General features: G+C 31.2%; 16 protein-coding genes. 2 read left to right on the top strand and 14 right to left on the bottom strand.

What is annotated here, in order from left to right; all coding sequences use genetic code 11:
* Positions 1 to 57: 57 nt before the first annotated feature.
* The 13 genes from ACJAX4_RS05215 to ACJAX4_RS05155 all read right to left on the bottom strand — a co-directional run bounded on the left by ACJAX4_RS05215 (position 58) and on the right by ACJAX4_RS05155 (position 12,036).
* Entirely contained in the window at positions 58 to 1,455 is a 1,398-nt protein-coding gene (locus tag ACJAX4_RS05215; protein WP_435788396.1) for an APC family permease, read from the bottom strand.
* 37 nt (positions 1,456 to 1,492) lie between these two features.
* Positions 1,493 to 1,615: a hypothetical protein gene (locus tag ACJAX4_RS05210; RefSeq protein WP_435788395.1), complete on the bottom strand. Its 123-nt coding sequence runs from the start codon at positions 1,613 to 1,615 to the stop codon at positions 1,493 to 1,495.
* A 32-nt stretch (positions 1,616 to 1,647) separates the two neighbouring features.
* Positions 1,648 to 1,938 carry a hypothetical protein gene (locus ACJAX4_RS05205; protein WP_435788394.1) on the bottom strand — a complete coding sequence of 97 codons (291 nt, stop codon included), beginning with the start codon at positions 1,936 to 1,938 and terminating at the stop codon, positions 1,648 to 1,650.
* A 25-nt stretch (positions 1,939 to 1,963) separates the two neighbouring features.
* Positions 1,964 to 2,227: a hypothetical protein gene (locus tag ACJAX4_RS05200; protein WP_435788393.1), complete on the bottom strand. Its 264-nt coding sequence runs from the start codon at positions 2,225 to 2,227 to the stop codon at positions 1,964 to 1,966.
* Between the two features lie 329 nt (positions 2,228 to 2,556).
* Positions 2,557 to 2,718: a hypothetical protein gene (locus tag ACJAX4_RS05195; protein WP_435788392.1), complete on the bottom strand. Its 162-nt coding sequence runs from the start codon at positions 2,716 to 2,718 to the stop codon at positions 2,557 to 2,559.
* Positions 2,719 to 3,018: 300 nt separating this feature from the next.
* On the bottom strand, positions 3,019 to 4,416 hold the full coding sequence (locus ACJAX4_RS05190) for a sodium/glutamate symporter (RefSeq protein ID WP_435788391.1): 1,398 nt from the start codon (positions 4,414 to 4,416) through the stop codon (positions 3,019 to 3,021).
* A gap of 310 nt (positions 4,417 to 4,726) precedes the next feature.
* Positions 4,727 to 4,849 carry a hypothetical protein gene (locus ACJAX4_RS05185; protein WP_435788390.1) on the bottom strand — a complete coding sequence of 41 codons (123 nt, stop codon included), beginning with the start codon at positions 4,847 to 4,849 and terminating at the stop codon, positions 4,727 to 4,729.
* A 12-nt stretch (positions 4,850 to 4,861) separates the two neighbouring features.
* Positions 4,862 to 5,155 carry a hypothetical protein gene (locus ACJAX4_RS05180; protein WP_435788414.1) on the bottom strand — a complete coding sequence of 98 codons (294 nt, stop codon included), beginning with the start codon at positions 5,153 to 5,155 and terminating at the stop codon, positions 4,862 to 4,864.
* Positions 5,156 to 5,199: 44 nt separating this feature from the next.
* Complete coding sequence (locus tag ACJAX4_RS05175; protein WP_435788389.1) at positions 5,200 to 5,367, bottom strand: hypothetical protein; 168 nt, start codon at positions 5,365 to 5,367, stop codon at positions 5,200 to 5,202.
* A 357-nt stretch (positions 5,368 to 5,724) separates the two neighbouring features.
* Positions 5,725 to 7,485, bottom strand: a complete 1,761-nt coding sequence (locus tag ACJAX4_RS05170) for a sigma-54 interaction domain-containing protein (RefSeq protein ID WP_435788388.1) — start codon at positions 7,483 to 7,485, stop codon at positions 5,725 to 5,727.
* A 915-nt stretch (positions 7,486 to 8,400) separates the two neighbouring features.
* Complete coding sequence (locus tag ACJAX4_RS05165) at positions 8,401 to 9,729, bottom strand: MmgE/PrpD family protein (protein WP_435788387.1); 1,329 nt, start codon at positions 9,727 to 9,729, stop codon at positions 8,401 to 8,403.
* Positions 9,730 to 9,980: 251 nt separating this feature from the next.
* Positions 9,981 to 11,204 (bottom strand): NAD/NADP octopine/nopaline dehydrogenase family protein, encoded by a 1,224-nt coding sequence (locus ACJAX4_RS05160; protein WP_435788386.1) that lies wholly within the window; start codon positions 11,202 to 11,204, stop codon positions 9,981 to 9,983.
* Positions 11,205 to 11,877: 673 nt separating this feature from the next.
* Positions 11,878 to 12,036, bottom strand: a complete 159-nt coding sequence (locus ACJAX4_RS05155) for a hypothetical protein (protein WP_435788385.1) — start codon at positions 12,034 to 12,036, stop codon at positions 11,878 to 11,880.
* 836 nt (positions 12,037 to 12,872) lie between these two features.
* Between ACJAX4_RS05155 and ACJAX4_RS05150 the strand changes: the two genes are divergently transcribed.
* On the top strand, positions 12,873 to 13,748 hold the full coding sequence (locus tag ACJAX4_RS05150) for a tyrosine-type recombinase/integrase (RefSeq protein WP_435788384.1): 876 nt from the start codon (positions 12,873 to 12,875) through the stop codon (positions 13,746 to 13,748).
* On the top strand, positions 13,741 to 14,901 hold the full coding sequence (locus ACJAX4_RS05145; RefSeq protein ID WP_435788383.1) for an IS91 family transposase: 1,161 nt from the start codon (positions 13,741 to 13,743) through the stop codon (positions 14,899 to 14,901). Before ACJAX4_RS05150 ends, ACJAX4_RS05145 begins: the two co-directional genes overlap by 8 nt.
* Before the next feature lie 406 nt (positions 14,902 to 15,307).
* Here ACJAX4_RS05145 and ACJAX4_RS05140 read toward each other — a convergent pair whose 3' ends face one another.
* A complete protein-coding gene (locus ACJAX4_RS05140; RefSeq protein WP_435788382.1) occupies positions 15,308 to 15,622 on the bottom strand; it encodes a DUF2691 family protein in 315 nt (104 codons plus the stop codon).
* Positions 15,623 to 15,699 lie beyond the last annotated feature (77 nt).

Raw genomic sequence — 15,699 nt, 5'->3', positions numbered from 1 at the left:
TATTTGCATTCATATTAAATCCCTCTCACATATTACAATTTACTTTTTATCATATTTTTAATATCCTCTAGGTCGTGGCCAATGTTTAGCTCCTGCTGAAATAAAGACTTTCATATCTAAAAACTTTGACCTGTGAAAAACAAACCACATAGAAGCCAAAAAGTAAAATATACAACCTGAAACAATAGAAATCCAATAACCAAAATACATCCCCATCAAGGTTGCTGAGGCAAGCACCACCAATATTATCACTGGCAAAGGATGCCAAGGCGCTATATAACCTCTTTTAATAGACCCTAAAGGATACATTTTTCTGAATTTTATCATCATATATGCAGTTAATAGATATACCAATAATGCAGATAAGATAGAAAATGTAATTACTTTATCTAGCATTCCTGTAAATCCAAAAGCCAAAGATATTGGAAGTAAAAATACAATAGCTCGATAAGGCGTTTTATACTTAGGATGTAAGACAGAAAAGAATTCAGGAATTAAAGTATCTCTAGACATCGCGTGCCAGGCACGGCTTGAATCTGCAATACACCCATTTGCACTTGCTAAACAAGCGAGAATAGTACCTAGAAAAAGCGCGTATATTACAAAAGGTGTTTTTGTAGCCAAAGCGGCATCATATAATGGATAAACAGATTTAGAAAGATTTGATGAATTTACCAATCCAGAGCAAACGAACCAAGTGGTTGTAGCACTAATCATCAATGTTACAAGCCCAAGAATAGATCCTAGCGGAAGTGCACGCCCTGTAGAACGGCATTCTTTTGCAGCTAATGCAGTTCCTTCTATACCTAAGTAGAACCAACAACCAAACTGGAAAGCTCCTAATATTCCTATCCAACCATATGGTAACCCATTTGTAAACTGTGAAAGCTGTAGTATACTTTTCGATGAAGAATAAAAGTTTGTGTTAAATAAAAGAATGAAAATCGCTAAAAATGAAATTGCGGTCAAAACAAAATTCAAATTTAATGTAGCATGAACACCTCGATAATTAAGATAAGTTAAAGCTAATAAACTTAATATAATATAGGGTAATGCTTGGATATCTGGATTTAAAGACTGTAATATTTGTCCCACAACCAAAGCATCAGCAGCTTCCAACATTACATATTCAAAAACTAACATAAGTCCAATATTAAAAGAAGCAAGAGGTCCCAAAAAATACTTTGCCATAGCATATTGCCCCCCTGCTTCGGGTATTACTGAACCCATTTCAGTACTAACCATAATTAATGATATATATAATATCCCTATTATCCAACATGCAATAATTGAACCTAAAGATCCGCCCTTAATAATTCCAAAATTCCATCCCATATATTGGCCAACTAAAACTATTCCCACACCTAATGCCCAAATATGTATTGGACCTAAAATCTTCATAAGATGAGATTCATTGCGCACTTTTTCCTCTCCAACTTTTATATTTTGCTGCAAAATTTATACCCCCATTTCGCTATATCACTAATTTATCCTAATTATTGTGTTCTTGCTGTTTTCTTTCCTTCTCTACTTTAATGAAATCTATTACAATCAATAAAAAGAAAACCCCACATAAAAGCCAAGTAATCCAATTCATTATACTCCAGAAACTCATAACATATCTCCCTTCATTAATTTTCTATGCGCTTAATTAATATTTGATTCTGGGTTACCCTTATTATTTTCCTCATCATAAAGTTCTGGTATCATTACTCTCAGCCCTTTTGCAGATTGAGAAATTATAAAATATAAATATAATACTACTGTCATAACAGTAATGATAAACGGTATTAAATCGATAGAGTAATTTGTAACTACAATTTCATCTTTTGTAATAATCATTGCTGTTAATAGGGTTCCAAAGCACAGCAACATAATAAATATAGCATCAAATGTTTCAAGTAACACATTACTCTTTTTATCTTTTTTAAGGTTCATTCTGCACTTCCTTTTTATAAATAAATTATAATTTAGTATGATTTGATAAGTCTTCCATATATAATTGATGACCATTTTTTCTTAAATGTACAAGTACAGCAATTAATGCCGTTGTAGAAAAAGCACCTGCTACGCTTCCTGTTATTATAACTATAATCTTAACCATAATAGTAGGAGATATGGCACTTACATTAATAATGACGTAAGCTAATACTATCCATAAAATAACCATAAATGTAAAAATAGTAATGCAATCTTGCCAGTACATTTTTTTAATTTTGATTTCCATTAAATACCCTCCTCCTAAATTTTCTATAATTTTTAAAATGAATAATAAACTATTTTTTTATTTGTGTTTCATATCTTAAATACCTTTGTTATTTTTTAAAAGTCCTTAAATCAATCCGTAATTTTTTGATAGTAATCTTCATTCTCTTAATATGTAAAAGCTTAAAGATCCCACAACATGATTAACATCTTTTGTAACCCAATTCAAAAATGTTGAAATAGCATAATTGAGAAGATCTGGACTTCTGTGGTACAAATCCTCTTTCAAATTTTTCTGTAAGCTTATGGAAGTCTTTAACCCATAGTCCTGTTAATACAATTCTTTTTATCCTATAAAAATATAAGCTCATTTTGATTATAAACACCTCTATTTCGGGCAATTAGAAAATTCATATGAATTTGCAGCCCATCCTTGTGTATATAATTCTCTTTACCATTAATAAACTGTACAAATGCTCTTCCCCCACCATAGACAATGATAGCAACTTTCATAAATTATTCTCCTCTTATTACTTCTGTGAAAGTAATAAATCAAGATGTTTTGATGTCAAATGTAACCATTTCTCAGAATTACCGGGCTTTTACCCGTAGAACAAAATCTTCATTGCACAGAGCAGGGTTCTATATTTAGACCTATTTGAGCAAATATAAAAGCATTATTATTAAATTCAGAACGTTTCGTTTGCAAGTGAAGTAATTTCAGAAAAATTTATTTGAGAGGAATAAAAAATATACCAATAAAAAAAGGCTAGGATTTATGGAAGGCTCACCTTTTTTTATTGGCATCTAATTTCATTTCATTCTGTTGTATTCATCTATAATTTCGGCCTCTCCTTCTCTTAACTCAGCCATGCTACCATTGTGAACTCCGTATTTAGCCCTAGCAACCCCAATTAGCCCTATGAATATTACCAAAAGAACCAGTCCTGCAATCATTCCATATCCGTTTACCACAATAATTGGTAATAAAGAAATTAACGCTATTTCAATGAATGACATAAATACATAGGCCATACCGTAATCTTCTAAAGCTTTACTTTTAAATTGTGGATCAACGATTCTTAATAATGTTATACCTATGGCAATAACCCCCGTTGACCATCCAAATATAAATATGGATCTTTCAAACCAGAAATTACGAAAAAGTTTTCTTCCAACTAAAAATAGATATGCAACTCCAAATATTACGCCTATTAGTGTTAATATCACAATAGGCACTATATATTTAATAACAATAGAGAGTTTGATGGTAGCAACTCCAAATGCCACTAAATAATCAGTACAGGAACTTCCGATTCTTGTAATAATTTTTTTGTCGACAAATGTATTCAGTCGTAGTAAACTTAATATCGATTGTAAAATTACCCCTGCGATCATGGCTACGGAGAACATAGGTAAACCTACCGTTGGCATAATCGTCTTAAACCAGTTTGTGAAATAGTATCCTCCAGCACTGGCAATGAGGATTAATAATACATGCCATGTAAGGGGGTCCATGGACATAGGGTTTACTGTATCATTTCCCATGGATGTTTGTTCTTCCAATGGAACCAATCCAGTTTGCATACTTTTAGGTAATTCAGCCATAGTTTTTATAAATCTTGTGGCTTTTTTTCTTGTCCCAATATTAATTAATATTAATCCTCCGAAAACGCCCACTAATAAACCAATTGTCGCAAAGGTTTGCCCGATGGGTAAAGCCTCATTCCAGCCAATAAGTTCTTTAAATGTACCGCCAAAAGCAGCTGCAGCACCATGACCTCCAATAAAACCTCCGGGCATTAAAATTGTAAATGCTTGATTTACTTCTGGAAAGAATTTAGATAATATAAATCCCCCTATTACGAGGGCAAATCCATACTGAGCAAAATATACTGCAGAATTTATTATAAAAGTATCCCCTACTTTATTCATTGTCTGCTTAAAAGATGTCTTTTGTGAATTTCCTATGAAAAGAGAGGCAAACAATACAACCACCAGCATATAGGGATAACTACTTGCATTATCCGTAAAAGGGAGTATCTTTAGAAATTGTTTTCCTAAAAACAAAGCTAAAAAACCTGCTATTAATGATGATGGCAAAAAAAGATTTTGTACTAGTTTTATTTTCGCCCTCATTATTTGCGCGATAAACAATAAAACGGACATGAGTGCAAAGTCCATGAGCATATTATAAGGTCCAAACTCCATTAAATTTCCTCCTTCTAATTAGTATTTTCAAATACTCTATGGGATTTTGATAAGTCGTTAATCCCTAGATCAATTGGAATAAACAATATTTTCTCTTTTTTATCTTCTCTTCCAGTTTTTTTCTACAATGATTTTGCCAAGGTCTCCTATAATTTTATTTTCGGATATGACACCATCCCTTACAGCTCACCAACTAACATCTACTCCATGATGTTTTACTTGACACCAACTATCTGAAACTATAAAATCCATAACTTTTAATAGTGGTGGTGTATTCCAAAATGATATTTCAACATGAAAACATCCTTATTTATACCACTCTCCTTTTACATAAGGGTCCCCTATCCATGGTAGCTGTTCTGATTAAATCGGAATCCCTAAATGCTTTCTCTTCACTATCAGCAATAACAAATCCCTCTACTTTATCCTTCATTTTTTTACTTGTTTATGTATTAATATCAAACACATTGCAAACTTCTAATAAAGGTACACCTAACTTTAAAGCTGATGCTTGGGTCATTCCCTGTACACTTGCACCCACAACTCCCATTACCTCTGAATCTCGATTCACAAGATATTTTGCTACTATACCTGAAGCTGCGGCGGTTCCCATGGCACTTACTAATGTAGCATCCATAATACAAGCAGACATCAATGTATCGGGCTCGCTAATAATTGCATTGTCCCTAGGCAAACCATATATATTAGGATTGTGGGGTTTTCTAGGTATATATTTGATTCCTGAAGTGTTTACATTTCCAATTAATCCTCTGTCTTTAAGTTCTACTGTATACTCTGAGCTTCATAAGAATGCAGCATGGACATAATTCTACCTGTTGTTTCCTCAGTTTCTGGACCACCCAATCTGATTACTGGTCTTCCTTGCAATATGAAATCTATTTTCCCATGTAAGAAGAAAGATCTTTCAGTAGCTTTCATACTTCCTTTCATATCATCTCCACCACATTTTACATGATTTCCCTGCTATAAATACAAAAATTCAATTTTTCTATTCATTATAAGTCCCTCCTATTTAAATGTTTTTGATTCCTACATATGTTTATAGCAATCTCCATGCCAACCTAAGAAATTATTTTTATCTTTATATTTAAATCCTATACAACTCAGTGTTTTCATATATTTGTAATTTCATTGCATGTAAATCGAGAAAATATTTCTATTTAAAGTGCCTATATATCTCAATATGATATGTATTATTCCAACTATGTCTCTGAACACTCTGATATAACGTAATAATGAAGAATGTATCACTATGAGATGTTACATCTCATAGTGATACATTCTTCGTTATAACCATTTGAATTTCTTTATTTTTCTATAAATTGTAGATCTACTAATTCCTAAATACTGAGCCGCTTCTATACGTCCGTCTTCCGACCAACCAAAACGATCTAGGGTCTTTCTGATATGATTCTTCTCCACATCTTCTAATGTCATAACTTCTTTTATCATTAGGAATTCTTTAAACTGCATAGGAAGATTTTCAACAGTAATGTAATTGCTTTGCTCCATATTTATGGCATATTCGATGGTATTTTGAAGTTCTCTGACATTACCTTTCCATGAATAATCCATAAAAATATTTTGAACCGCTTCCGATAAACCCAAAATAGTCTTATTGAACCTAATTGAGAATTTTTCAATAAAGTGTTGAGCCAAAACTAGTATGTCCCGATCCCTTTCCCTCAATGGTGGTATAAATAAAGTCACAACATTGAGTCTATGAAATAAATCTTCTCTGAACTCGCCTTTTTTAACCATTTCTTCCAATGGTACATTGGTGGCCGCAATAATTCTTACGTCAATGGCTATACTCTTTGACCCGCCGATCCGTTCTATTTCCTTCCTTTCAATTACTCGTAATAATTTTGATTGAAGGTAAAGAGGCATGGTTTCGATTTCATCTAAAAAAATCGTACCCTTATTGGCCATATAAAATTTCCCGTGTTTTCCCATACTGTTTGCTCCAGTAAATGCTCCCTTTTCATATCCAAACAGTTCGCTTTCAATCAAGGTTTCCGGCAGTGCGCCACAGTTTATGACAATAAAGGGACAGTTTTTTCGTTTGTTTTCCGAATGGAGAGATCTAGCAAATAGTTCTTTCCCAGTCCCCGTCTCCCCTGTCAACAAAACCGTTGAATCATGAATCGCTACAGACTTAACCTTTTCTTTGAACTTCACGAATTTTATATTGGTTCCGATAATATCCTTTAAATTGATTTCATTTTCCTTAATAGATGAGGCATAAGCTAATTGTGTTGTGTCCTTATAGTCTTCAATTAAACAGATACTTCCTTCTATCTCAGAATTCACCACAATGGGGTTTAGCGAACATAAAAGATATATCTGCTTTCCCGGTAGACTATATACAATTTCCTGATATTGGTTATTAGTGTGGGTATGGATATCTAAATCTAAATGCAATTTAGGGAAAATATCTAGAATATGTTTTCCAGTCGTATCCTTCTTCTGAATCATTAATTTATCCACCAAATGATTATTAATATCTATAATTAAATGATTTCTACTTAAAATCACAACCCCTTTGTTAATATTATCAATAACATTTTCCATAAATTTAGCATAGGTCTTTAATTGTTTTAACATTTGGTGTTCTTTCACTTTTGCACTTATTAAATTTGCAATCTTATCCACAAAATCCAACATGGTATTTATATTATATTCTATCAATATCACATGTTCATCATTCGTTGCTACAATCCCAATAACACCGACGATCTTATCCTCATACTCAATTGCTGCATATACCGCCTTTTTATACATGCAACTGCCCCGTCTTGGACAAAGGCTACAGTATTCATCCTCCCCTGGATTATTTACAATAATTTTTTTCAAATGATTATTACCAAATACAAACCGGGTAATGACCCCATTAGATAAGATATGATTACCAACAAGTTCCTTTGACTTACCTGTTCCTGCAATTCTAGAAAACTCGTCATATACTTCAACATCTAATTTTAGTGCTGCACTAGTAGCTTCAGCAAACTGTTGTACTACCTCTTTAATTTGAAATAACAAACTCAATGCCCATCACCTACCTATGATTATTTCATGAAATTATAGAACTCTACATTATATATTCTATATGAAGCTTTTTTTCCCTTTTAATATTTGTTAAACTAATTTATTAGCTTTGATTTAAATTAACCATCACTATCATTACACAGATCTATAGCCCATGATAACTTTGGAAATTTGCATTTCAAAACGCAAGATCAAAATATTGGACGCGAATGTAGTCGTCTATTAGACAACTACATTATTTATTATACCGTCAGTATTTTATCTAAGATGTTGGCTTATAGAGAAATAAGCAATAAATTTCAAAATAAAACGCTTTAAAAATCACATAATGAATATTTATCCCACCACGTGACCGGTTTTTACACGTATGTCGGCTAAACCCAAAAAAAGAGGGTATTTTATTTACCCTCTTCATACTTATTAGTTAATTTATAGAATATAGTTTTCTTTAGATCTAATATTTTCATAACATCAACACCACTTATATATTCTCATGTCAATACATATGGAAATTTTGATCTGGATATGTCTCAAAGAATTTCAATTGATGCATATAATATTATGTGGCGAGCAATCATAAATATTAATTAGAAATATAGAACCCTACTCTAATTTTGTAGATTATTAAAGTAGGACTCTGATATGCTAGTATATTTGTAGTTATTTTGAGGAACTAATCATACTTTGAAGTGCAAAAAAGAGAATTGATATGCTATGGGTAATGTTTGTATCACTAATGCACCCATAATAATACCTTAGTCATTTATTCCAAGGGATTATATCAGTGAATGTAACGTTTTTTAGTCCCTGATTATTTAAAACAATCAATGGCCACATATAACTATTCCACGATCAAAAAAACATGCTCACAGAGGCTCAATGTCAAGTAAAATATCTATCTATATGATAGTATAATTAATACAAACAATTATTTATATAATCAACGACTTTTCTCATTGATATATTATTGATATCAGACAATAAATATAATATTCTATTTTGATTTTCCTTAGTAACAAGAGGCTTAGTTATTCTTTCAAATTTTTCCTTAATCCAGTTCATATCAATATTATCTTTAGCTTCACCTATTGGAGCAAATGTATCAGACATATAAGAAGTTCCATTTTCTAATATAAATTCAACTTTACATAATCTTTCAGCTGGGAATTTAGCTTCTATTTCTTCATCAACTATAAAATTAATTTTTTTCATAAAACTAATTACATCTTTTCTATTAAGGTTTTTATCAATAACTTGTTCTATACCTACATCACCATCAGCTATTCCTACAGCTATGGGAAAACTAATGTTATATTGAGCTTCATCCGTTGTTTTCGGAATAATTTTGCTCAATTTTGTAGCTGAATCAAATGTATATACATTTACTTTGTTAATGTAATTTTTATTAATATTGTTTTTCTTAATTAATGATAATGATGCCAAAATTGGTGGATGAGCCCATCTACAACAAGTAAAGGGTTTAAAATACAAATTCATTATCTCATACTCTTTACCTAAAGTTTTTAATAGGAAATCAAATTCTTCAAGTTCAAGTAAATGTGTTTTTCCTGACGACCCAGATAATGTTTCAAGCACAGACATAGCTCCTATAAGTGCTCCAAAAGGAACACCATCTTTGTTCATAGATGGGTATTCAACAGATCTCATTACAGGAGTAAGCGGCGCATGAAAATCTGCTATTGATAACGCATTATTTAATTGTTCTTTGCTAAATCCGAATATTCTTGATACTCCTGCACTTGTTCCAACAGCTCCATAGGCTCCTGTGCTATGTAAATAATTATAATGACTCTGCATAGCTAATCCACTTCTGATTGCTGTCTCGTACGATACAACTACTGTAGTTAAAAATTCCTTATACGTAATATCTTTTTCCAAAGCTGCTGCTAATATACCCGCTATAATAGAAGCCCCTGGATGACCTTTAATCATATTGTGACCATCATCAATATCAAATGAATTTGCTGCATGTCCCAATACTACAGTTGCCCCTATGAAATTAAACTTTTCATCAGAACCAATAACCTGAACATTACCATCTTGATAAATGGATTTTGCAAGCTTAACTCCTGCTTTATATTGGTTCCCTTTACTTCCCAAAATAAGTGCAGTCATTAAATCAATACTGCATACTATAGCTCTCTCTTGGACTTGTTTAGATAGATCTTCCCACTTAGTATTTAATATATAATTTTCTAAAATGTAATTAGTATTAAATTTCATATTAATTTATCCTCTCTCATTTTTAGCATACTGAATCCCATTTATTGTGATAAATTTCAAATTTAAGCTAGCTAATAAAATTTAACATTATTTTAGTTATTAGATTATATAATTTATTCAACTTTCCAACTAATAATAATAACTATGTAATCAGCAAATCTAACAAAGATCTGTTATATGCAATTGAAACTGTTGTAAATTACCAAATAAATTATTATTATAGTATGGAAAAGTTGAATAAATAATTTCAATTAAATAATATAAACTCCTTCGTTTAAATATGCTATCAATTCTTCTTTACTCATACCTCCGATTCCTAGGTATTCCAATGTATATCCTTCAGTAAAATAATCTTTACCTATCATTGCAGATGCTATTGTTATCATTGAATCTATTATTGGTGTCTTTACTCCATATTTAACACCTAAGTCGTGATATATTTTGCATCCTACTGGAACATCTTCTGTTACATATCTATGATGTATATTGTTTGGACCTACATTTGATTCTGTCGTTGGTTCATCTAATGGTAAATACATATTTCCTTTTCCCATGTATTCTAATGTTAATACACTTCTTCTTGTAAAGAAATCTGATTTTTCATATCTATCTAGGTCTACACCTATTTCTTCGGCTAATGCTATCTCTTCTTGATAAAATTTGTACTGTACTTCACATATTGATGGACATAAAGCATGTGCGTACATTGAATAACCAGTTTTGTCAAAGTCACCAAAAATTTTCCCCCAGTTTTCCATAGTAGATACTCCCAACAATGTTGCTGGTACATGTATTACTGGATTAATATTACTAAATCCTATATCTAATACTGTTTTTCCTTTTACTGGGCCATTACCTGTTGTTACAGCATCCAAGCAACCTAACATCACTGTAGTTTCCATGAAATCGTCTATATCTGTCATTGGTAATGTTGCACCTCTAAGCCCTATTGCTCTGTATTTCATTGAACAATGAGGAAAAGTGAACCCTCCTATTGTTTCTATTCTTGTACCGTATGGTGCACTTGACCATCCTCCTATTATTATTTTCTTATCACATTTCAATTCTCTCATAATCTTTCTAAACAATAATGAGCCAAAATTGTCTGTAAATATGTGTATTACTTGTCCATTTTCTAAATATGGTATCAAATTTTTAAATGTATTTTCATGTGCTATTGCTGGCATTGCTATTACTATTATACCTGCTCCTTTTATAGCCATTTCCATGTTTGTAGTTACCATATCTAATTTTGCAATACCTGATCTTTTGAAATTGTATAAATTTCTCTGGGTTCCGTCGATTTCTATTCCTGTTCTTTCAACATTTAGCAAAGATTTTTCTGCAAATGGCATTGCATCATACAATCTTACATTTTGTCCAGCCAACTTGCAATCTGCTGCTATTGTTTTTCCTACTGCACCAGCTCCTATAACTGCTATTGGTAGCTCTTTTAAATAGTCCATTTTACTCATTATTAAATTCTCCTTTTGATAATATTATTTAAAATAATTTATATAATATTATATAAGCAATAATAATGCCAAAATTTCGTATTCAATAAAACTTTTAAAAATAATATATTATATCCTTGAATTTTCAATGATAAATTAAAAATCAATGAAATATAAATGAAAAAATAACAATGATAATTCATATGATTTTATTGAAAAAATTAATATCTATGTCAACTTGACATAGATATTAAACAAATTCGTATATTTTGTTGATAAATGATAGAGATATCTATATATCAAATTGACATATGAATATCTCTATTTGAGACAATATCTTTCTTATTAATTTTCTAATCATTTATAGAAATTATGTAATCTATAGATTCTATAAATCTTATTTATATAATTCAACATACATCTATAATTATCCTTCATGACTTATACAAAAGTAAAATACTCCGAGTATGACTCTCAGAGTACTTTAACTATCCATTAATTTTATAACAATAACTTGATTTCACTTGTTACAAACTAATGATGTAGAGTTATGGAAAAACTGGTTCATAGTTAGTTTTATCATTTAACTGCACTTAACAAGTGGTAACTCGCATACTTATAATATCGTAAGCTATGGAACACATACCTTCCCCCCCCAAAAACACCTCTACATTAGCCTGTGAAGTTGTTTCTTTTAATAAAATCCTTCTTTTGCAATTTTCTTTATGTAGTTATACTGTTTTCGAATAAGTTTCTTAAACTCAGCGTCTGACAACTCATTATATATAGCTATGCCTTCTTCATAAAGACATTCGTATATCAATTCACAATAATCATCATCTTCTCGATGCATTTTTTTGTATCGTTGTTACAGCTCATATGGGAAATTAAGAGTATCCCATATAACTACTAAAATGAGAAATGATAGTGTTAAGTTATTTGAAAACATATTGCCACCATAAAATAATTTACGGTGGCAAATAGACAATTTAAATTAAGTATTCACTTGTTAAACCCTGTTATACCTCCACTATGTCTACAATAGTCTCAATGTGAGGTGTTTGTTTATATCTCGTATTTTAGCTTATCTAAATATATTTTATAATATTCTAAAATCATTTATTTAAAGCCATCTATTAGGTATATAATATTTTTTATGCTTTTATATTAACTAATTGTATCTTATCATATTCTATGTAACGGTGGCAAATGGGTGGCATTGCCACCATAAACTTCAACTCTAGTATTTAACGTACATACCATATCTCAGCCCGTTAATATTTCTATATTTATACTTAACATTCTATAAAATAGCGCGTATGATTCTAGTTCCCTTAATCAACAATAATTATAATCTACTCCTGCTTATACGTCAACAGTGTTAAAGATAAATGATTCTAATAAATAAAGGTTTGATGGGGTTTTTAAAAGTTCGACATATCGACCTTATTCTTTAGCAGAGAGGAATTTTTATAAAGTATGATTTTATAATATCTCTTACATTCCTTACACTTATCAATTAAATATTCATTTTTCCAGCTTCTAATTGTAAGAATAGCACTAAACCGCTAGCGCGGTGGTAAACCAAAATAAAATCAAATAAAACTGATAATATAAGTATATCTTTGTTTATTGTATACAACTCCTTTAGATTGGAAAAAATTCAACTTTAAAGGAGTTGTTTTATTTATGACAAAAGAACAAGTTTTAGAAAAGTTAAAGTTTGATGTAGAACTCAGGGGTTTAAGCAAACATACTCAAGATGAATACTATACCAAATGCAAAATCTTTCAAAACCACTTTGATAAACCCGCAACTGAACTTTATGAAAAAGATATTAGAGAATTTCTTCACTATCTCACAACAGAAAAAAAACTTACCTCCGGAAGTGTTAATTCCTATAATAGTGGACTTCGTTTTTTGTATGGTGTAACCTTGGATACTAATTTAAATTGTAAACAAATACCTCGCCACCGCAGAAATCGTAAGTTCCCAAATATTCTTACTAAAGATGAAATTCAAAGCCTCCTCAGTGCCTGCGATAATTTAAGAGATAAATCCATCTTAATGACCCTCTACGGTGCAGGATTAAGACTTAACGAAGTCTCATGTCTAAAAGTTTCAGATATTGATAGTAAAAAAATGCAACTATTTATCCGTAATGGTAAAGGTTCCAAAGATAGATATGCATTACTTTCACAGGACAATCTAGAAATACTCAGAGATTACTGGAAAGAATACCACCCTAAAGAATGGCTTTTTTATAGCAGAAATAATACCGGCACCCATATTAACTCCAGATCAGTACAAAACATGTTTCACAAATACATAAAGAAAGCAAATATTACTAAAACAGTTACTGTACATTGTGTTCGCCATAGCTTTGCCACTCACCTACTTGAATCTGGAACAAGCATATTTCATATTAAACAGCTTCTTGGTCATTCAGATATCAGTTCAACCTGTTTTTATTTACATATGATAAACATCGAATCCTTAAATGTAAAAAGTCCTCTCGACATGTTGAAAAAATCAGCAAAAAAAACACATAAGAATAATGATTGAAGTTCAAGATATTTTTCAACAATATGGTACAGAATATCGTGAAAAACATAAGCTTACACTTGCTCAACTAAAAGCTATGTCTGCAATTGAAAAATGTAGAACTTCCCAATTAGGCGGTCATATAGACAAATGTGAAAGCTGTGGAAGTACTAAAATTTCTTACAACTCTTGTCGAAATAGACACTGTCCTAAATGTCAAAACCTTGCTAAAGAACGTTGGGTTGACTCTCAGAAAAGTAATTTACTTAACATCGGATACTTTCATGTTGTATTTACCATCCCAGATACCATAAATTTAATAGTATATCAAAATCAAAAGGAGCTATATACTCTTTTATTTAAAGCTGTCGCTGAAACTCTTACAGAATTAGCGGCTGACAAAAAATATCTAGGTGCAACACTGGGATTCACCTCTATTTTACATACGTGGGGACAAAATCTTATGCACCATCCTCATATTCATTGTATTGTACCCGGTGGAGGGTTATCTTCAATAGGAAAATGGGTAAGTAGTAGAAAAAAGTTTTTCATCCCAGTTAAAGTGCTTTCTCGCAAATTCAGAGGCAAATTTCTATATTACCTCAAACAACTATACAATGAAAATAAGCTTAATTTTTATGGTAGTCAGCAATATCTTTACAATGATAATGAAATTGAAAATTTACTTTCCTCTATATATTCAAAAGAGTGGGTTGTTTATTGCAAACCACCTTTTAAAAAAGCTGCATGTGTGGTTGAATATTTAGGTAGATATACTCACAAAGTTGCTATATCTAATAATCGTATCATCAATATTGAAAATGGTAATGTTACATTCAGATGGCGTGATTACAAAGAAAGTTGCAAGTGTAAACTAATGACCATTTCTTCTGATGAGTTTATCCGTAGATTTGTGATTCATATACTACCAAGTGGATTTATGAAAATTAGGCACTATGGTTTGTTAGGAAATCGAAACAAAACTACCAAACTTAAACTTTGCAAATACCTTACTAATACACCTATTTTACTTAAAGAAAAAATATCAACGCTCCAGTTAATCAAAAATATCACAGGAAGAGATTTATCCAAGTGTCCACACTGTGGTTCAGACAAACTTAGTCGGTGTACATTATTTCCCAGATCTCCTCCTACAACTATACAAACTGCATAATATTAAAAAAATTGCATTATGGGGTAGGGGAAACTATGCCTACATTTCTATATTTAATGATGTTATTATGTGTTTATCACTTTGAACATAACTATTTGCTCAACTAGCTCGTTAAATTTGGTATATGGGGATTATTCAATCCCCATAAGTTCTAATTAAAATACCGCGGTTTCGTTCTATTTTAATTATCCAAAGTTAGGCGTACTTCTATATTTTTTTCACACTCAGACTCTTATCTAGGGTTTGAGCTTTTTTTCGCGCCTAACTTCGCATAATTCGCTAAGAATAATTAGAAGTTGAAGAATATATAAAAAACGCAGAATTACTCCATTACTTTAGTAACTATTACAATTGTTATGACGGCCTTTACGAAAGATGCGAACTAATTTATTTAATATTTAGGTAGTTACATAGCACAGAACTCTTTGTTGCAATCATTCTCATCTGTGATGTAATCAATTTCTTTAAAATTACATTGTTCAGCAGTGTACTTGATTTTATTAATAATCATTTTATCTTTTATGTAGATATCCACAAAAATATTATCACAAATAAACATTGCAATTTCACAATTACTTTTTAAAAAGTCCTCATAAGAATTTAATTCAGTAACCTTGCTACCAATGGGGTAAGCTTGAAGATTAACAAAAACAGCATAGTATGATGGAAAAGAAATAGTTTTTCTAAAATCCTGCCCGTTTAGAACGTCTGATAAAAACAAAAATCCCTCACTTAGATAGAGCTCTCACGGAAACTCTTTAGAGCCTGTGATTACTCGTTTGTAGTATCATTAATTTT

The sequence above is a fragment of the Clostridium sp. genome (genome assembly GCF_051278035.1).
In the GTDB taxonomy this organism is placed as follows: Bacteria; Bacillota; Clostridia; order Clostridiales; family Clostridiaceae; genus Clostridium_AD.
Note: the sequence above shows the minus strand (reverse complement) of the source record. Positions and strands in the feature narration are given on the sequence as shown.